This window comes from Oerskovia flava (assembly GCF_026163685.1).
Classification (GTDB): domain Bacteria; phylum Actinomycetota; class Actinomycetes; order Actinomycetales; family Cellulomonadaceae; genus Oerskovia_A; species Oerskovia_A flava.
Map to the genome: position 1 here is coordinate 300,136 of NZ_JAOXSR010000001.1, position 18,739 is coordinate 318,874.

The following is an 18,739-nucleotide window of genomic DNA, read 5'->3' on the forward strand; positions in this document are numbered from 1 at the left end:
AGTGGGTGGCAGTAGGTGTCTTCTCGCGCGCCACCTCCGGTCTGACGGCACTCGCTACTTGGATGGTCGCTCGACGACTCGAGAGACGAGGACACATGCCATGCGCCGTGCGCGTCGATGGCCACCGCGCCGGTCGGTGAAGCAGACGCCAACGACACGCCCGAGGGGACCGTGCCGTCATCATCGGATCGTCGCCGGCGCGACTTAGGATGCTTGCTGCGCCTGCGGTGGGCGCTGACGGAGAGGACTGCGTGGAGCACGACGACATCGACGCGCTGCGGCGCAGCCCGGCGTGGCGTCTGCTGCGGTCGGACAACGCTCCGCTGGCGCTGAGCTTCCTCGGTTCGGTGTTCGTCGAGCAGAACGTGCGGTCGATCGGCGAGGCCGAGCTCGTCGCGCGCCTCGACGACGCGCTCTACGAGATCCACCGCGCAGAGTCCCGTCCGGCCGAGTCTCGTCCGGCAGAGCCCCGTCCTGCCGAGACGCACCCCGACGGGAGCGCCGCGCCGGACGGTCCGCGCTACCCACGCTCGCCCAAGGCGTACCTCGACCACTGGTCCGCTCCGGAGCAGGGGTGGTTGCGCAAGTACTACCCGACGGGGTCGGACGAGGCGCACTACGACGCCACGCCCGCGGTGGAGAAGGCGGTCGCGTGGGTGACGCAGCTGCGCGAGCGGTCGTTCGTCGGCACGGAGTCCCGGCTCAACACCGTGTTCGAGCTGCTGCGCCAGCTCACGGTGGGCACCGAGTCCGACGCGCAGGCGCGGCTGCGCGAGCTGGAGGAGCGTCGGGCGGCGATCGACGAGGAGATCGCGCGGGTGCGCTCCGGGCAGGTCTCGCTGCTCGACGCGTCCGCGCAGCGCGACCGCTACCAGCAGCTCACGAGCACCGCCGCCGAGCTGCTCAGCGACTTCCGGGAGGTGGAGGCGAACTTCCGGGCCCTCGACCGTCAGATGCGTGAGCGCATCACCGGCTGGGACGGCGCCAAGGGCGACCTGCTGGACGCCGTCGTGGGGAGCAGGTCCGCCATCGCGGACTCCGACCAGGGCCGCAGCTTCCATGCCTTCTACGACTTCCTCCTGGACCAGCAGCGCCAGGAGGAGTTCACGACCCTCGTCGCGCGCGTCCAAGCGCTCCCGGCCCTGAGCCCGGACGGCGCCGGCCCGCACCCGAGCGCCGATCCGTCCGCCCGCCGGTTGCGCCGGATCCACTACGACTGGCTCGACGCCGGTGAGCGCACCCAGGCCACCGTGCGGGTGCTGTCGGAGCAGCTGCGCCGGTTCCTCGACGACCAGGTGTGGCTCGAGAACCGCCGGGTCATCGACATCCTGCGCAGCGTCGAGTCGCACGCCCTGGCCCTGCGCGACCACCCGGAGCGCGCCCGCCTCGGCGCGGAGGACTCCGGCCCGCTCGCCGTGCCGATGGACGCGACGCACGTCGACGTCCACCTGCCGACCGAGCGTCCCCTGTTCCGCCCGCAGCCACCCGCGCCGCTGGCGTCCGACGACGTCACGCCCGGTGCGGCGGACTTCGACGCCTCCGCCCTCTTCGACCAGGTGCACGTCGACCCGGCTCGGCTCGTGCGGCACGTGCGCGGCGCCCTGCGCCACCGCCGGCAGGTCTCGCTGCGCGAGGTCGTCGAGCAGGCACCCCTCGAGCAGGGACTCGCCGAGCTCGTGACGTACCTGTCCCTGGACGACCCGCGCTTCGCCGTCGTGCACGACGGCGAGCACACCGACGAGGTGTCGTGGACGGCGGGCGACGAACGCCGTACGGCGCACGTCCCGCGCGTGACGTTCGCCCGCACCGGCGCGACGGCGGTCCCCACCCACGCCCCCGCAGCCACCCCGCCCACACCTGAGACCGAGGAGGCCTCGTGAGCCAGCCGGCCACCCGGACCGCACCTGCCGAGCTGCCGCTCGTCGTGACGTCGCTCGTCAAGGGTGTGGTCTACCGCGACCAGCACCCCCAGGTGTGGCGCGACCTGCTCGCGCTGCAGGCGCAGGCCCGTGACTTCGTGGCGACGCTCGGCCTCGAGGTCGTGCTGGACGAGTCCGAGGGGTACGCGTACCTGCGCTCGCGGCCCGAGGAGGACGCGGAGTCGTTCGTGCCCCGGCTCGTGGCGCGCCGGGAGCTGCCGTTCGACGTCTCGCTCCTGCTGGCGCTGCTGCGCAAGCGGCTCGCGCAGTTCGACTCCGAGGGCGGCGAGACGCGCCTCGTCCTGGGCCGCGACGAGATCGTCGGGCTCGTGCGGGTGTTCTGGCCGGAGTCGAGCAACGAGGCGAAGGTGCGCGACCGGGTCGAGGGCACGGTCCGCCGGGTCGTCGAGCTGGGCTTCCTGCGGCCGGTGCCCGACGCGCCGGACACGTACGAGGTGCGCCGCATCCTCAAGGCGTTCGTCGACGCGCAGTGGCTCGCGGACCTCGACGCCCGGCTCGTCGAGTACGCCGAGCACGCCGAGCACGCCGCCCGCACGACCGGGTCCAGCACCGCAGACGGGGAGGCCTGATGGCCGAGGGACTGTTCAGCGCCGTCGAGCTCCACGACGCGGCGGCCGACGTCGACACGCGCGCAGGGTTCCGCCTGGAGCGCCTCGAGGTCCTCAACTGGGGCACGTTCGACCGGTACGCGTGGAGCGTCGACCTCGAGGGCCGCAACGCCCTGCTGACGGGGGACATCGGCTCGGGCAAGTCGACCATCGTCGACGCCATCACCACGCTCCTGCTGCCCGCGAACCGCATCAGCTACAACAAGGCCGCGGGGGCGGGCACGCGCGAGCGCACGCTGCGCTCCTACGTCGCCGGGCACTACAAGTCGGAGCGCAACGAGGTCACGGGCGCGTCGCGGCACGTCGGGCTGCGCAGCGGGCACACGTACTCGGTGATCCTCGGGGAGTTCGCCAACCGGGGCTTCGACGCGCGGGTCGTGCTCGCGCAGGTGTTCTGGCTCAAGGACGGCAACCAGGGCCAGCCCGAGCGGTTCTTCGTCACGAGCACGTCGCCGATGACGATCGCGGAGGACTTCGCGGGGTTCGACGGCGACGTCAACGTCCTGCGGCGGCGCCTGCGCGCGTCCGGGGCGCAGGTGCGCGACCACTTCCCGGAGTACGGCCGCGACTTCCGCCGCCTGCTCGGCATCGAGTCCGAGCAGGCGATGGAGCTGTTCCACCAGACGGTGTCGATGAAGTCGGTGGGCGACCTCAACGAGTTCGTCCGCGAGCACATGCTCGAGCCGTTCGACGCAGCCCGGTGGACGGACAAGCTCGTCTCCCACTTCGACGACCTGACGAGCGCGCACGACGCCGTGGTGCGCGCCCGCACGCAGATCGACCGCCTCACGCCGCTGCTCGCGGACTGCGACGCGTACGACGCCGCGGGCCGGCGGATCGCCGAGCTCGCCGCGCAGCGTGACGCCCTGCGCGCGTTCACCGCGGGTCGCCGGGTCACGGCCCTCGACCGGCGCATCGCCGACCTCGAGGACACGGTGGCGGAGCGCACCGTGCGGCTCGGGCGGCTCGGCGAGGAGATCGCCGTGCTCGACGCCGACCGCCAGCGCCTCGAGATCGAGCGCGCCGGCCACGGCGGGGACCGGCTCGCGCAGATCGAGGCCGAGGTCGCGCGTCGCGAGGTCGAGCGCGCCGAGCGGCACACCAAGGCCACCGAGTTCGGGCGCTACCTCGAGAACGCCGGGCTGGACCCGGTCGCGTCCCGGGGCGAGTTCCTCGCGGTGCGGGAGACGACGGCGGAGCGTCAGTCCGCCGCGCAGGAGGCCCTCGCCGAGATCGAGGCCCGGGCTGCCGAGGTCGCGGCCGAGCTCCGGGGTGTGGAGACCGAGTCCCGCGAGATCAACGCCGAGCTGCGCAGCCTGGCCGACCGTGAGTCGAACCTGCCCCGCGCGAGCCTGGACCTGCGCTCACGGCTGTGCGCCGACGTCGGGCTGACCGAGGCCGACCTGCCGTTCGCGGGCGAGCTCGTGGGCGTGCGGGCCGAGCACGCCCCCTGGGAGGGCACGGCCGAGCGGGTCCTGCGCGGCTTCGCCCTGTCCCTGCTCGTCCCCGCCGAGCACTACGAGGCGGTCGCGGCGTGGATCAACTCCCACCACCTCGGGACGCGGCTCGTCTACCACCGGGTGCCCGCCGAGACGCGCGTGCGCGAAAGCCACGGGACCCGGTCACCGGGAGGGCAGCCGCTGCTCGCCGACCTGCTCGAGGTCAAGGACGGCCCGCTCGCCGACTGGGTCGAGGCCGAGCTCGACCGGCGCGCCGACCACGTGTGCGCGGACACCCTCGACGAGTTCCGCCGCGCGAGCCGCGCCGTGACGCGCGAGGGCCAGGTCAAGCACTCGCCGAGCCAGCACGAGAAGGACGACCGTCGCGACGTCGGGGACCGCCGCGGCTACGTGCTCGGCTGGTCCAACGCCGCCAAGATCGACGCGCTCCTCGAGCAGGCCGCGGGCGTCACGGCCCGTCGCGAGGCGCTCGAGGAACGGCGCGACGAGGTCGGCCGGGAGAAGTCGGCCGCGATCGGCCGGTCGCACGCCCTCAACCGGCTCGACGTCTTCCGCGAGTGGCGCGAGCTCGACTGGGAGGAGTCCGTGCGCGCCGTCGCCGACCTCCACGACGAGAAGCGGCGGATCGAGGACGGCTCCGCCGAGCTGGGCAAGATCGCCGCCCGCCTGCGCGAGCTCGCGGACGCCGCGGCGGCGCTCGCGCACGAGCGCGACGCCCTGCTGGCCGATGCCGGCGGGGACCGGCACGCGCTCGACGCCGCCCGGGAGCAGCGCGCCCGGGCGCAGCGTGTGGTCGCGGACCACGGCGACGTCGAGTCCGGCCTGCTCGCCGAGCTCGCGCGTGCGTTCGACGCCGAGGCCGCCGCGCGCGGCCGTGGGGAGGGCGACGGGTCCGGAGCTGGGTCCGGTGAGGGGGCCGACGCCGAGACGGTCGAGAGCTCGCTGCGGGCGCGGCTCACCGACCAGGTCGAGCAGACGCAGGCCGCCCAGGGACAGCTCGGCACGCGCATCGCCGCCCAGATGACGGCGTTCCGCGCGGCCTACCCCGTGGAGACGACCGAGCTCGACGACGACGTGCGCTCCGCGCCCGAGTACCGGGCCCTGCACGAGCGCCTCACGCGCGACGACCTGCCGCGGTTCGAGGTCGACTTCAAGACGTACCTCAACACCAACACGATCCGCGACATCGCGGGCTTCCACGCCGAGCTGTCGAAGCAGGCCGACATCATCCGCGAGCGCGTCGACACGATCAACGACTCGTTGCGCGCGATCGACTACAACCCGGGCCGGTACATCCGCCTCGAGATGGCGCCCACCCCGAACACGGAGGTGCGGGAGTTCCGGGCCGACCTGCGCGCGTGCACGGACGGCGCGCTCGGCCTCGACCTCGAGGGGCGTCGCGACGAGGAGACCGACGAGGAGACCCTGGAGTTCTACTCCGAGGAGCGGTTCCTGCGGGTCAAGGCGATCGTCGAGCGGTTCCGCGGCCGGGAGGGACTCAGCGAGGCGGACGAGGCCTGGACCCGGCGGGTGACGGACGTGCGCAGCTGGTTCGTGCTGTCCGCCTCGGAGCGCTCGCGCGAGGACGACGTCGAGCACGAGCACTACTCCGACTCGGGCGGGAAGTCGGGCGGACAGAAGGAGAAGCTCGCCTACACGATCCTCGCCGCGTCGCTCGCGTACCAGTTCAAGCTCGACTGGGGTGCGGTGCGCTCCAAGGCCTTCCGGTTCGTCGTGATCGACGAGGCGTTCGGGCGCGGCTCCGACGAGTCGACCCGGTTCGCGCTCGAGCTGTTCCGCAGCCTCGGGCTGCAGCTCCTCATCGTCACGCCGCTGCAGAAGATCCACGTCATCGAGCCGTACATCTCCGCCGTCGGGTTCGTGGACAACCCGACGGGACGCAGCTCACGCCTGCGGACGCTGACGATCGAGGCCTACCGGGCGGAGAAGGACGCGCACGTCACGTCGTGACCGCTCGGCGGCCCGTGCTGTCTCTGTGGCCGGACCCTGCGCACCGTCTGCGCCAGTTCCCCACACGGGTGTCCTACGGTTGTCGGATGAGTCACGAGCACGTCGCGCCGACCCAGCCGCTGCCCCGCTCCGGCGGGCAGCAGCCGGGTCGATCGCACCAGCGGCCGCCGGACGGGCCGCCCGCCTTCCCGGACCACGCCCCGGGTCACCCCGCTGCCCACGCCCCCGCGCACTTCCCCGCGCACGGCCGGGCGGCACCGACCGGGACGTCGCCCGGTGCGGGGCCGAGCGTCGTCGCCCGGGTCGTGGCGGTGCTCACCGCGCTCGTGGCGGCCGTCGGCGTCTGGGTGCTGTGGCGGTACTTCGCCGACACGTTCGAGGGCCAGCAGCTCGAGCGGCTCGCGTTCGACGGTGCGGTCTACGGCCAGGGCCGGTTGTGGCAGCTCGCGGAGCCCGTGCTCGACGTCGTCTCCGTGACCTTCCTCGTCGCCGGCGTGGGTGCCGCGATGCTCATCGCGCTGTTGCGTCGGCGCTGGGGGCTCGCGCTCCAGGTCGCGTTCCTCGTCGTCGGCGCGAACGTCACCACGCAGCTCGTCAAGCACAGCCTGCTGGGTCGCGAGAACCTCATCGGCGGCTGGGACTCGGGCAACACGCTCCCGAGCGGCCACACCACGGTCGCGGCGTCGGTCTCCGCCGCCCTGCTGCTCGCCGTGCCGCGACCCGCGCGACCGCTGGTCGCCGTCCTCGGCGCCGGGTACACCGCGGCGACGGGCGTCTCGACGCTCGTCGGCCAGTGGCACCGACCGAGCGACGTGGTCGCCGCGGTCCTCGTCGTGCTCGCCTGGGGAGCGATGGTGTGCGCGTTCACACCGTCGTCGGCGCTCGACGTGGACGCGGGCAGCGCCCCGGGCTCGGCGATCGTCGGTGTGCTCCTGCTGCTGGGTGCCGCCGCCTCCGGCGCGGTCGCGGTGTGGAGCCTGCAGCGCGTCTACCCGGCGAGCTGGTCGTCCCCCGACGCGGACCAGGTCACGGCCTACCTCGGCGGGGCGGCGGGCGTCGTCGCGGTGAGCGCGGCCGCGTTCGCGCTCCTGCTGCTGCTGCGTCAGGCGACGGGTCGTGCCGCCACGCGCTGACGGCGACTTCACCCATCTTCTGCACCGCCCGTCCACAGCGATAGGGTGCGCCCGGGCGCCGGTGGCGTAACGTCATAGGCTGCCGGGTGGTTCGAGGGCGGGCACGACGAGCGTGCCGAGCCCTGGCCCCACCACCTCGACGGAGCGGTCCGCAGGTCCGGTCGGCGCGAGCCGCCACAGCACAGGAAGCAGGTACGGATGTCCCAGGGACGCAAGCTCGTGATCGTGGAGTCGCCCGCGAAGGCCCGCAAGATCCAGGGCTATCTCGGCGACGACTACGAGGTCGAGGCGAGCGTCGGGCACATCCGGGACCTCCCGCAGCCGTCCGAGATGCCCGCGGACATGAAGAAGGGCCCGTACGGGAAGTTCGCGGTCGACGTCGACAACGGGTTCGACCCCTACTACGAGGTCTACGGCGACAAGAAGAAGAAGGTCGCCGAGCTCAAGCGGGCGCTCAAGGACGCCGACGAGCTCTACCTCGCCACCGATGAGGACCGCGAGGGCGAGGCCATCGCGTGGCACCTCATCGAGGCGCTCAAGCCCAAGGTCCCCGTCAAGCGCATGGTGTTCCACGAGATCACCCGCGAGGCGATCCTGCGGGCCTTGGAGAACACGCGCGACCTGGACGCCCACCTCGTCGACGCCCAGGAGACGCGGCGCATCCTCGACCGTCTCTACGGCTACGAGGTCTCGCCGGTGCTGTGGCGCAAGGTCCGCCAGGGCCTGTCCGCGGGGCGCGTGCAGTCCGTCGCGACGCGCCTCGTGGTCGAGCGCGAGCGTGAACGCATGGCGTTCGTGCCTGCCGAGTACTGGGACGTGACCGGGACCTTCGGGCTCGCCGACCGCACGGCCACCGACGCGGGCAACGCGTTCGGCGCGCGGCTCGTCCAGCTCGACGGCGCACGCGTCGCGAGCGGTCGCGACTTCGACGACCGTGGCCGGCTCAAGCCCGGGGCCGCCCGCGACGGCGTCGCGCAGCTCGGTGAGGACGCCGCTCGTGAGGTGGTGGCAGGCCTCGAGGGCGCCGACTTCACCGTGCGCAGCCTGGAGACCAAGCCGTACACGCGCCGGCCCGCCGCGCCGTTCACGACGTCGACCCTGCAGCAGGAGGCGAGCCGCAAGCTGCGGATGTCCTCGCGGCAGACGATGCGCACCGCGCAGTCGCTGTACGAGAACGGCTACATCACGTACATGCGGACCGACTCGCCGGCACTGTCGGCCGAGGCCGTGGACGCCGCGCGCCGCCAGGCAGCCGAGCTGTACGGCACCGAGTTCGTCCCGGACAAGGCGCGCCTGTACGCCTCGAAGAACAAGGGCGCGCAGGAGGCCCACGAGGCGATCCGTCCCGCGGGGGACTCGTTCCGGACGCCCGCGCAGGTCGCTCGCGAGCTCTCGGGCGACCAGTTCAAGCTCTACGAGCTCGTCTGGAAGCGCACCGTCGCCTCGCAGATGGCCGACGCGAAGGGCTCGACCGCGTCGGTCCGGCTCGGAGCGGCGCTGCGCACGGACGGCCGCGACGCGGTCTTCGCCGCCTCCGGCACGGTCATCACGTTCCGCGGGTTCCTCGCGGCGTACGAGGAGAGCTCGGACACCGACCGCTACGCCGAGGACTCGCTCGGTGCGGCCGGCAGCGCCGGCAAGGGCGACGAGGCCCGGCTGCCGCAGATGGCCGAGGGCGACGCGCTCACCGGCTCCGACCTGACGGCCGACGGGCACTCGACGTCCGCACCGCCGCGCTACACCGAGGCGAGCCTGGTCAAGGCCCTCGAGGAGCGCGGCATCGGGCGTCCGTCGACGTACGCGTCGACGATCTCGGTCATCCAGGACCGCGGGTACGTGCTCACCCGTGGGCAGGCGCTCGTGCCGAGCTGGCTCGCGTTCGCGGTGATCCGGCTGCTCGAGGAGCACTTCGAGCGGCTCGTCGACTACGACTTCACGGCCGCGATGGAGGCCGACCTCGACGCGATCGCCGCGGGCGACAAGGACCGGGTCGAGTGGCTGACGCGGTTCTACTTCGGCCAGGACGGCGAGAACGCCGTCGAGGGCCTGCGCCACCTGGTGCAGGACCTCGGCGACATCGACGCCCGGGACATCAACTCGGTCCCCATCGGGGAAGGCCTGCAGCTGCGGGTCGGCCGCTACGGCCCGTACGTCGAGGACCTCACGGTCGAGGTGAAGGAGGGCGAGAACCCGCCGCGCGCCTCCGTGCCCGACGACGTCGCGCCCGACGAGCTGACCGTGGCCAAGGCGCGCGAGCTGCTCGCGGCCGGGGCGGACGACGGCCGGGTCCTCGGCACCGACCCGTCGACCGGGTACCCGATCATCGCGAAGGCCGGGCGCTACGGCCCGTACGTGACCGAGCAGCTCCCGGAGCCGGAGTTCGAGGAGGGGCTGTCGGCCGCCGCGCTCAAGCGCGCCAAGGCCGCGCTCCCCAAGCCGCGCACGGGCTCGCTGCTCAAGACGATGACGCTCGAGTCGGTCACCCTGGACGACGCCCTGCAGCTGCTCTCGCTGCCGCGCGTGGTGGGGACCGACCCCGAGTCGGGGACGGAGATCACCGCGCAGAACGGCCGTTACGGCCCGTACCTGAAGAAGGGCACGGACTCGCGGACCCTCCCGTCGGAGGAGGCGATGTTCACGGTGACGCTCGAGGAGGCTCTCGAGCTGTACAAGCAGCCGAAGCGTGGACGCGGCGCCACCGCCGCGCCGCCGCTGCGCGAGCTGGGCGACGACCCGACGTCGGGCAAGCCGATCGTCGTCAAGGACGGCCGCTTCGGGGCGTACGTGACCGACGGCGAGACCAACCGGACGCTGCCGCGCGACACGACCCCCGAGTCGATCACGCCCGAGCAGGCGATCGAGCTGCTCGCCGAGAAGCGCGCGCAGGGCCCCAAGAAGAAGCCCGCGCGCAAGCCGGCCGCGAAGAAGCCTGCCGCCAAGAAGCCCGCGGCCAAGAAGTCCCCCGCGAAGTAGAACCCCAGTGATCGACTGGGGTTCTACCTCGCGAACTGGGGTTCTACCTCGGCGGCTGCCGCGACCGGGTCAGTGGGCGACGTGCTTCTCGGGCTCCGGGAGGCCGGCGTCCGCCCGGACGCGCCGGGAGTAGCTCTCGATCGAGCGCAGCGCGTCGACCAGCTCGGGCACGTGGACGTCGAACGGCATCGCGTGGATGGTCTCGCCCTCGGCCGTCGCGGACTGCGCGACGCGGGTGAGGTCGCCGACGTCGTCGGCCGTGAGCCCGATCTCGGTGAGGGTGTTCGGCAGCCCCACACGGGTGGTGAACACGATGAAGTCGTCGATCTCCTGGGTGGGTGCGCCCTCCAGCACGAGCTGGGTCAGGGAGCCGATGTTGACCTTCTGGCCGTGGGTGAGGCCGTGGGTCTGGGGCGCGGCGGTCAGCCCGTTGTGGATGGCGTGCGCCGCGGCGAGCCCACCGGACTCGAAGCCCAGCCCGGACAGCAGGGTGTTGGCCTCGACGACCTTCTCCACGGCCGGGGTGACGATGTGCTCGCGCACCGCCGCGATCGCCGGCAGGGCGTTCTCCCAGAGGATCTTCCACGACAGCTCGGCGAGGGCGGTGCCCGTGACGAGCGGCAGGCCGCCGGCCATCGTCGTGGTGTTCGCCTGCGCGACCGCGCGGGCCTCGATCCACGTCGCGAGCGCATCGCCCACGCCGGCGACGAGGAACTTCGCCGGGGCGTTCGCCACGAGCTGGGTGTCGACGAGCACGAGGTCCGGGTTGTGGGGGAAGAACCGGTACTCCTCGAACGCGCCGTCCTCGGTGTAGATGACGGACAGGGCCGAGCAGGGCGCGTCCGTCGAGGCGACGGTCGGGACCGAGACCCAGCGGATCCCGGCGAGGTGCCCCGCGGCCTTCACCGCGTCGATCGTCGAGCCGCCGCCGACGCCCACGATCACGTCTGCGCCGGCCTCCTCGATCTCCCGGGCGAGCCGGTCGACCTCGGCCGCGGTCGCGTAGGTCCCGAACCCCGTGCGGTGGCGGGGGAGGTCGGCGGCCTGCAGCGACTCCGCGACGGTGTCCTGCACGAGAGCCCACACCACGTCGTCGGCGACGAGCAGGGGCTTGGTCCCGATGGGGGCGACGAACTCGCCGAGCCGGGTGAGGGCGCCGCGTGCCTGGACGTAGCGCAGGGGGCTGATGAGGGTACGGACAGGGACCACGGACACGGGGACCTCCTCGGTGGGGCGGGAGTCGCAGGTCCGGCATGGGTGCGCCGTGCCCGGCGACACCTCGACTGTAGGCACGGCCCGTCGGGCATCGCCATCGCTGCAGGACCACCGGCGCGAGTCGGTGACGTTGGTCCCACGAGGGCGCTCAGTCCACGGAGACGGCGTCCAGCACCGGCAGCCGGGCCGCCCGGATCGCGGGCCAGACGCTCGCGACGAGTCCGATCACGACGGCCGCGCCGAGCACCCCCAGCACCTGTGTCCAGGGGATCGCGAGCGTGCTCAGCCCTTCGTCGGCGAGCACGCCTGGTAGCGCGGCACCGATCCCGATGCCCGTCGCGACCCCGAGCACGGTGCCGTAGACGGCCGTGAGGACGGACTCGATCGCGATGATCCCGGCGAGCTGGAGACGCCCGAGGCCGACGGCGCGCAGCAGCCCGATCTCGCGCGTGCGCTCGATGATGGACAGCGCGAGCGTGTTGACGATCCCGAGGAGCGCGATGACGATCGACAGCGCCAGCAGGGCGTAGAGGATGACGAGCACCTGGTCGACCTGGTCGGCGAACGCGGACGCCGTCTCCTCGCGGTCGAGGACGGTCAGCACGAGGTACGGCTCGACGGCGGCGAGCAGGTCGGCGCGCAGCGCCTCGGTCCCGGCGGGGTCGGTGGCCGTGACGTAGACGATCCGGACGGACTGCTGACCGGCGGGCACGAGCGCGTCGAAGAGGTCGTCGTCGACGACCACCCCCGTGCTGACGATCTGGCTGTCGATGACCGCACCGATGCGCACCTCCCGCGCGGCGGCGCCCGCTCCGAGCTCGAGCACGTCCCCGTGCTCCCACCCGCGCTCGCGGGCGGTGGACCGGTGCACGACGGCGTCCCCCGCCTCGAGCGCGGCCGTCGGGTCTCCCTGGATCGCCACAGGGTCGAGGGCGGTCGCGAAGAACCGGGCGGGCACCCCGCCGACGTCGGCGCCCCGGGCCTCGGTCCCGGCGGGTGCGTCGACGGCCAGGGCCGGCGTCACGCCGAGCCGGACGGCGTCGACGCTCTGCGTCCCGGGCACCGCCTCGACGGCGCGCAGCGCACCGTCGGGCACGACCCACGTCGCGGAGTCGACGAGCAGGTCGGCGCGGACCTCCGTCTCGACGACGGTGCGCACGGAGGCTTGCGTGGACGCCGCGATGACGCCCGTGACGGAGACGAGCGCCATCCCGATGAGCAGCGCGCCCGCCGTGCTCGCGGTGCGCCGCGGGGTGCGGGTGACGTTGCCGCGGGCGAGGCGGCCCAGCGGGCGGAGCGCGGCGACGAGGGGGGCGGCGAGGACCGTGAGGACACCGCGGGCGACCGCGGGCGACCCGACGAGCACCCCGACCAGCACGAGGCCCGCGCCGACGCCGAGGAGCAGGCGCGGGTCGAGACCGTCGACGACCTCCCACCCTGTGGGGGCGTCGCTCACCGACGCGCCGAGGTGCGCGGCGAGCACCAGCACGCCCGCACCCACCGCGACGAGCACCAGGCCCGCGGCGGCGCGGACACCCGTGCCCCGGTCGGGGGCCACGTCGTCGCGCATCGCCTGCACCGGCGGGACGAGCGCGGCCCGGCGGGCGGGCAGGATCGCGGCGAGCACGCTGACGAGCGCGCCGAGGCCCACCGCGAGGACGATCTGCGTGGCGTCGAGCGGTGCTCGGCCGGAGAACTCCAAGCCGCCGGCGGCCAGGCCCGCCCGGATGAGCCGGACGAGCCCGGCTCCCGCGAGCACCCCGAGCGCCGCCCCGACGACCCCGACGACGAGCGCCTGGGCGAGCACGGACGCGAAGACCTGCGCCGGGGACGCCCCGAGGGCACGCAGCAGGGCGAGCTCCCGCAGGCGCTCACGGACCGACATCGCGAACGTGTTGGTGATGATGAAGGCGCCGACGAACAGGGCGATCGCGGCGAAGACGAGCAGGAAGGTCTCGATGAAGCCCAGCACCTGCTCGACGGCCTCGCCGGCCTCCTCGCGGACCTGGTCGCCCGTGACGGCCTCAGCGCCCTCGGGCAGGCTCGCCCCGACGCGGTCGGCGAGGCCCTGGGCGTCGACGTCTGCTCCGGCGTCCGTACCGGCGTCGGCGTACACGGAGATCATCGCCGCGAGCCCGTCGGGGGCGTAGGCGGCGCGGGCGGTGGCGTCATCGATCCCGACGAGCACGGCCCCCGCGGGCGCCGCCTCGACCGTGAAGACCCCGGCGACCTCGACCTCGCTCGGCTCGTCGCCGAGCACGACGGTGGTGGTGTCGCCGACCTCGAGTCCGGCCGTGCGCGCCGCGCTCTCCTCGAGGACGATCTGCCCGCCGGCCGGCCACGCGCCGTCCGCCAGGGTCAGGCTGGGGTCCTGCGGGTCGATCGAGAACGCCGTGCTGGGAGGGCCGGAGGTGACGACGGCCGTGCCGTCCGCCGAGACGAGGACGACGGGGCCCGAGACGTCGGGCACGGCGCGGTCGACGCCGTCGAGCCGCGCGAGGTCGTCGGCGAGGTCGAGCGGCACGAGGCTGCGGGCCTCGCCGAAGCCGCCACCGGAACCTCCGCCCGCGCCGGGGTTGTCGGACTCGAGCACGTCGGCGCCGCGCACGTAGACGTCGGCGACGAGCGTCGTCGCGATGATGTCGTCGAACGTCGAGGACAGCATGCCCCGGAACGCGAACGTCCCCACGACGAACGCGACCCCGAGCGTCACCGCGAGCACGGAGAGCACGAACCGCACGAGGTGGGCGCGCACGCCCCGCAGCGCGACGCGGATCACGACGGCTCCGCGACCGCGGCCAACGCGTCGAGGACGTCCTGCTGGGACGGGTCGAGGATCTCGCCGGCGATGCGGCCGTCGGCGAGGAACACGACCCGGTGTGCGTAGGAGGCCGCGCGCGGGTCGTGCGTCACCATGACGACGGTCTGGCCGAGCTCGTCCACCGAGCGGCGCAGGAACGCCAGCACCTCGCCGGACGAGCGGGAGTCGAGGTTGCCGGTGGGCTCGTCGGCGAAGACGACGGAGGGCCGCGAGACGAGCGCTCGTGCGCACGCGACCCGCTGCTGCTGCCCGCCCGACAGCTCGGACGGCCGGTGGTGCAGGCGGTCGGCGAGCCCGACGGCGCCCACGACCTCGTCGAACCAGTCTCGGTCGACCGGGGTGCGGGCGATGTCGAGGGGGAGTGTGATGTTCTCGGCCGCGGTGAGCGTGGGCACGAGGTTGTACGACTGGAAGACGAAGCCGATCCGGGTGCGCCGCAGCGCCGTGAGCCGCCGCTGGGACATCCGGGAGATGTCCTGGCCGTCGACCACGACCTGGCCGGCGGTCGGGGTGTCGAGACCCGCCATGCAGTGCATGAGCGTCGACTTCCCGGAGCCGGAGGGTCCCATGATCGCGGTGAGGTGCGCCCCGGAGAAGGCGACGTCGACGTCGTCGAGGGCGCGCACCGCCGTCGGGCCGGAGCCGTAGACCTTCACCAGGCCGTGCGCGCTCGCTCTGGCGGCGGGTGTGGGTGTCGGTTCGGCCATGGGCCCATCGTGGCCCGTCGCCGTCCGGTGCGCATCACCCGGCGGAAACTTCTGGTGCCGGGCTCGCCCACTCGGTGGACGACGCGCCTGAGAGCGATCCCACAGCGATAGCGTTGCCCCATGAGCAACGAAGCCAGCGTGCAGCAGCAGTCCGCCTCCGCGGGGAGCGTCAGCGGCCCGGTCGACGGGCTGCCGGTCGACGTCACGGGCGTCGTCCCCGACCCCCGGACCGCTCCGACGATCCGCTGGGGGATCCTCGGTGCCGGCGGCATCGCGTCGTCGTTCGCCGAGGCGGTGCGCCAGCACACCCAGGCGCGGGTCTCCGCCGTCGGCTCGCGGGACCGCACGCGCGCGGAGCGGTTCGCCACGGCGCACGGCATCCCCACCACGCACCACGGGTACGACGAGCTCGTCCACGACGACACGGTCGACGTGGTGTACGTCGCGACGCCGCACTCGCACCACCGCGAGCACGCGCTCCTCGCGATCGCGGCGGGCAAGCACGTCCTGGTCGAGAAGGCGTTCACCCGCAACGAGGCCGAGGCGCGCGAGGTCTTCGAGGCTGCCGCGGCGGCCGGCGTGTTCGTCATGGAGGCCATGTGGACGCGGTTCCTGCCGCACGTCGCGGCGATCCGCGGGGTGATCGCCCGCGGCGAGATCGGTGAGGTCGTCAACCTCAGCGCCGACCACGGTCAGTTCTTCCCGTACGACCCGGGCCACCGGCTCTACGCACCCGAGCTCGCGGGCGGCGCGCTGCTTGACCTCGGCGTCTACCCGGTCTCGTTCGCGCACGACGTGCTCGGCGCGCCGGACACGGTGACCGCCGTCGGCGCGCTCACCGAGACCGGCGTCGACGGGCAGATCAGCATGGCGTTCGGCTACGGGGCGCGCACGCAGGCGACGCTCTCGACGACGCTGTGGTCACGCACCGCGACACAGGCCGTGATCTCCGGGACCGCCGGGCGCATCGAGGTGGACGGCACGTTCTACGCGCCCACGTCCTTCCGGGTCGTGCGGCACGACGGCGCGATCTGGGACTATTCCGGCTTCACCGGCGAGGGCAAGCAGTACCAGGCGGCCGAGGTGGCCCGCTGCGTCGAAGCGGGTCTGACGCAGAGCCCGCGCATGACGTGGGACGGCACGCTCGAGGTCATGCGGACGATGGACGAGGTCCGCCGGCAGATCGGTGTGTCCTACCCGGGGGAGTGAGCCTCGCCGGGCTCGTCCGTCGTGGGTTCGTGAGGCGTCGGCTCGTCCGGTGCATCCGCCGCAGCCGAGGTGTGCTCGACGACGTAGCTGCGGCCGTCCGGGCCCGTGACGTACTCGAAGCGCGTGCGCAGCTCGCGCTCGCGGGACTGCTCCTCCGGGGAGACGCCGCGCCCGGGGGAGCCCTGCCGCCCGACCTGCGCCGGGCCGAAGATCGGCAGGAACCCCTCGGTCAGGCGCAGGCCCAGCGGTCGGCGTGCGCGGTCGCGTCCGGTCGAGCCCTTCGTCGTGCGGTCCGTCATGCGCGTCGTCCTTCCGGCCTGCGTCGGGTACAAAAATGCTTGGTGCACCAAAGAGTGGTCCACCAAGCATAGGGCGGCCGTCGGTACGCTGGCGACATGACCGATCCCCAGGTACCGGCGGACCCCCTCGCGCTCGAGGCGCAGGTCTGTTTCGCGCTGTCCGCGGCCGCGCGCGCGATGGTCGCCATGTACCGCCCGCTGCTCGACCCCCTCGGCCTGACCCACCCGCAGTACCTCGTGCTCCTCGCGCTGTGGCAGGACGCCGCAGCGGGCCAGGCCACCACCGTCACCGGCCTCGCGGACCGGCTCCTGCTCGACCCGGGGACGCTCTCCCCGCTCCTCAAGCGCCTGGAGGCCTCGGGCTACCTCGAGCGGACGCGGTCCGCCCGTGACGGGCGGCTCGTCGAGGTACGGCTCAGCGGCTCGGGCCACGCGCTGCGCGAGCGCGCCGAGCAGATCCCGCCCGCGATCGTGCGCGCCACCGGGATGACGGAGGACGAGCTGCGCGACGTGCACGTCGCCGCGTCGAGGGTCGTCGCCGCGTCCAGGCGCGACCAGGTCTGAGGGACGCGACTCCGGTGGGAGGAGACGAGCCAGCCCCGCGCGAGGCCGCCGTCGGGCGATGGACGCGCGCCACCGTGCGCTTCCTGTCGATGCGCCCGCGCTGGGCCATGGCGGGGCGCGCCGCGGTCGCCGCCGCGCTCGCCTGGACGGTCGGTCTCGTCGCCCCCGAGCCCTTCTCCGACTACCCGTACTACGCGCCTCTCGGCGCCGTCGTCGCGACGTCCACGACCGTCGCCGGGTCCGTGCGGCACTCGGTGCAGGCCGTCGGCGCGATCGTCCTGGGCGCGGTGATCGCCCGGGGCGTCGACCTCGTCCTCGCGCCGAGCGCTGGATCGGTCGCGGTGGTCGTGGCGCTCGCGGTCCTCGTCGGCGGCTGGCGGGTCTTCGGCATGATGGGCCAGTGGGCGGCGACGTCGGCGCTCTTCGTCCTCATCATCGGCAACGAGGACAAGGTCGGGTTCGTCACGGCCTACGCCGGCCTCGTCGTCGTCGGCGCGGGCATCGGCATCCTGGTGAACCTCGCCGTCCCGTCCCTCCTGCTCGTCCCGTCGGAGCGTGAGCTGACCCGGCTGCGGGACACCCTCGCCGAGCAGCTCGAGGAGGTGGCCGAGGGCCTCGAGAAGGAGAGCCCGCCGACGGCCGAGGAGTGGGCAGAGCGCCGCCGTGCGGTGCAGCCGGTCCTCGAGCAGACCCGCGCCAGCATCGCGCGCTCGCAGGAGGCGACCCGCGGGAACGTCCGGGCGCGCGTGCACCGCCGGATCGAACGGACGGCTCAGCAGCTCGGGTGGGCGCAGGCGCTCGACGTCGGCGCCTCCGTGGTCAGCGAGGTCACCCGGCTCGTCGCGGAGTGGGAGCGCCAGGATCGCTCCGACGTGGCGCTCGGTCCCCGGTTGCGGCCGACGACGGCGGAGGCGGTCGCCGCCTACGCCCGGGCGCTGCGCGCCGACGACGGCTCGCCCGACGGGCCGTCGACCGAGGAGGTGACCGACGCCGTCGACGAGGTGCGCCGCGAGGTGCGGGTCGTGCGAGGCGGGTCGGACGAGGACTACTTCGCGGCCGGAGCCCTCGTCCTCGCCCTGCGTCGGGGCGTCGCCGCGCTCGCACGCGACACGGGCGTCAGCGGTCCGTGACGGTGATCCCGTCCGGGCCGACCGTGAACCGCACGGCCGCCAGGTCGACGGCCCCGGCGTCGGGTGCGGGGGAGGTGCCCGCCAGCTCGGCGAGCGTATGGGTCCCCGCGACGACGAGGACCGCGCAGCCCGCGGCACGTGCCGCGGCGACGCCCGCGGGCGCGTCCTCGACGACGAGGCAGCGCGCGGGGTCCACCCCGAGGCGGCGGGAGCCCAGCAGGAACGGGTCCGGGGCGGGCTTGCCGTGCGTCACGTCGTCGGCGGTCACGACCACCTGAGGAGCGTCGAGCCCGGACGCCCGGATCCGGACCGCGGCGAGCGGCCCCGTGCAGGACGTCACGATCGCCCGCCGGTCCTCCGGCAGGCTCGCGAGCGCCTCCGGCGTGCCGGGCAGGATCGTCACGCCGTCGGTGTCCTCCAGCTCGAGCTCGAGGATCCGCGCGAAGGCCTCCTCGACCCGGTCGGCCGGCAGGAGACGCGCGATGAGCGAGCGGGCCGGCGTGCCGTGCTCGATCTGGAAGCTCTCGGCGCCCGGCAGGTCGTGCTCGGCCGCCCACCGCCGCCAGCACCGCTCGACGGCGGGCACGGAGTCGATGAGCGTGCCGTCCATGTCGAACAGCACGGCGTCGAAGGTACGGCCCGCGAACGCGGCACCGGGCGTGGGCGGCGCCGTGCGGGCGCGGTCGGTCGAGGGCTCGGTGGAGGGCAT

General features: G+C 73.7%; 13 protein-coding genes. 8 read left to right on the forward strand and 5 right to left on the reverse strand.

Going from position 1 to position 18,739, the window contains the following annotated elements; translation table 11 throughout:
* Window positions 1–251 precede the first annotated feature (251 nt).
* The 5 genes from OHL10_RS01380 to topA all read left to right on the forward strand — a co-directional run bounded on the left by OHL10_RS01380 (window position 252) and on the right by topA (window position 10,085).
* Entirely contained in the window at window positions 252–1,880 is a 1,629-nt protein-coding gene (locus tag OHL10_RS01380) for a DUF3375 domain-containing protein (RefSeq protein WP_265520352.1), read from the forward strand.
* Window positions 1,877–2,509, forward strand: a complete 633-nt coding sequence (locus tag OHL10_RS01385; protein ID WP_265520353.1) for a DUF4194 domain-containing protein — start codon at window positions 1,877–1,879, stop codon at window positions 2,507–2,509. The genes OHL10_RS01380 and OHL10_RS01385 overlap by 4 nt, the downstream gene beginning before the upstream one ends.
* The gene (locus OHL10_RS01390; RefSeq protein ID WP_265520354.1) at window positions 2,509–5,979 is read left to right on the forward strand and encodes an ATP-binding protein; all 3,471 of its coding nucleotides are present in this window, start codon (window positions 2,509–2,511) and stop codon (window positions 5,977–5,979) included. The genes OHL10_RS01385 and OHL10_RS01390 overlap by 1 nt, the downstream gene beginning before the upstream one ends.
* An 86-nt stretch (window positions 5,980–6,065) precedes the next feature.
* Window positions 6,066–7,112, forward strand: a complete 1,047-nt coding sequence (locus tag OHL10_RS01395; protein WP_265520355.1) for a phosphatase PAP2 family protein — start codon at window positions 6,066–6,068, stop codon at window positions 7,110–7,112.
* Between the two features lie 198 nt (window positions 7,113–7,310).
* Window positions 7,311–10,085, forward strand: coding sequence for a type I DNA topoisomerase (gene topA, locus OHL10_RS01400; RefSeq protein ID WP_265520356.1), 2,775 nt, complete (start codon window positions 7,311–7,313; stop codon window positions 10,083–10,085).
* A 69-nt stretch (window positions 10,086–10,154) separates the two neighbouring features.
* Here topA and OHL10_RS01405 read toward each other — a convergent pair whose 3' ends face one another.
* From OHL10_RS01405 to OHL10_RS01415, 3 genes are all read right to left on the reverse strand, one after another.
* Complete coding sequence (locus OHL10_RS01405; RefSeq protein ID WP_265520357.1) at window positions 10,155–11,300, reverse strand: glycerol dehydrogenase; 1,146 nt, start codon at window positions 11,298–11,300, stop codon at window positions 10,155–10,157.
* A 148-nt stretch (window positions 11,301–11,448) separates the two neighbouring features.
* A complete protein-coding gene (locus tag OHL10_RS01410; protein ID WP_265520358.1) occupies window positions 11,449–14,079 on the reverse strand; it encodes an ABC transporter permease in 2,631 nt (876 codons plus the stop codon).
* Window positions 14,076–14,828, reverse strand: coding sequence for an ABC transporter ATP-binding protein (locus tag OHL10_RS01415; protein ID WP_265520359.1), 753 nt, complete (start codon window positions 14,826–14,828; stop codon window positions 14,076–14,078). The genes OHL10_RS01410 and OHL10_RS01415 overlap by 4 nt, the downstream gene beginning before the upstream one ends.
* 120 nt (window positions 14,829–14,948) lie before the next feature.
* Here OHL10_RS01415 and OHL10_RS01420 point away from each other — a divergent pair, with 120 nt between their 5' ends.
* Window positions 14,949–16,037, forward strand: coding sequence for a Gfo/Idh/MocA family protein (locus OHL10_RS01420; RefSeq protein WP_265520360.1), 1,089 nt, complete (start codon window positions 14,949–14,951; stop codon window positions 16,035–16,037).
* On the opposite strand, the gene OHL10_RS01425 is transcribed toward OHL10_RS01420, so the two are convergent.
* Window positions 16,022–16,336, reverse strand: a complete 315-nt coding sequence (locus OHL10_RS01425) for a hypothetical protein (RefSeq protein WP_265520361.1) — start codon at window positions 16,334–16,336, stop codon at window positions 16,022–16,024. The genes OHL10_RS01420 and OHL10_RS01425 overlap by 16 nt on opposite strands.
* Before the next feature lie 96 nt (window positions 16,337–16,432).
* Here OHL10_RS01425 and OHL10_RS01430 point away from each other — a divergent pair, with 96 nt between their 5' ends.
* Complete coding sequence (locus OHL10_RS01430; protein ID WP_265520362.1) at window positions 16,433–16,900, forward strand: MarR family winged helix-turn-helix transcriptional regulator; 468 nt, start codon at window positions 16,433–16,435, stop codon at window positions 16,898–16,900.
* Window positions 16,901–16,914: 14 nt separating this feature from the next.
* Window positions 16,915–18,030, forward strand: coding sequence for an aromatic acid exporter family protein (locus OHL10_RS01435; RefSeq protein WP_265520363.1), 1,116 nt, complete (start codon window positions 16,915–16,917; stop codon window positions 18,028–18,030).
* Here OHL10_RS01435 and OHL10_RS01440 read toward each other — a convergent pair.
* The gene (locus OHL10_RS01440; protein ID WP_265520364.1) at window positions 18,017–18,739 is read right to left on the reverse strand and encodes an HAD-IA family hydrolase; all 723 of its coding nucleotides are present in this window, start codon (window positions 18,737–18,739) and stop codon (window positions 18,017–18,019) included. The genes OHL10_RS01435 and OHL10_RS01440 overlap by 14 nt on opposite strands.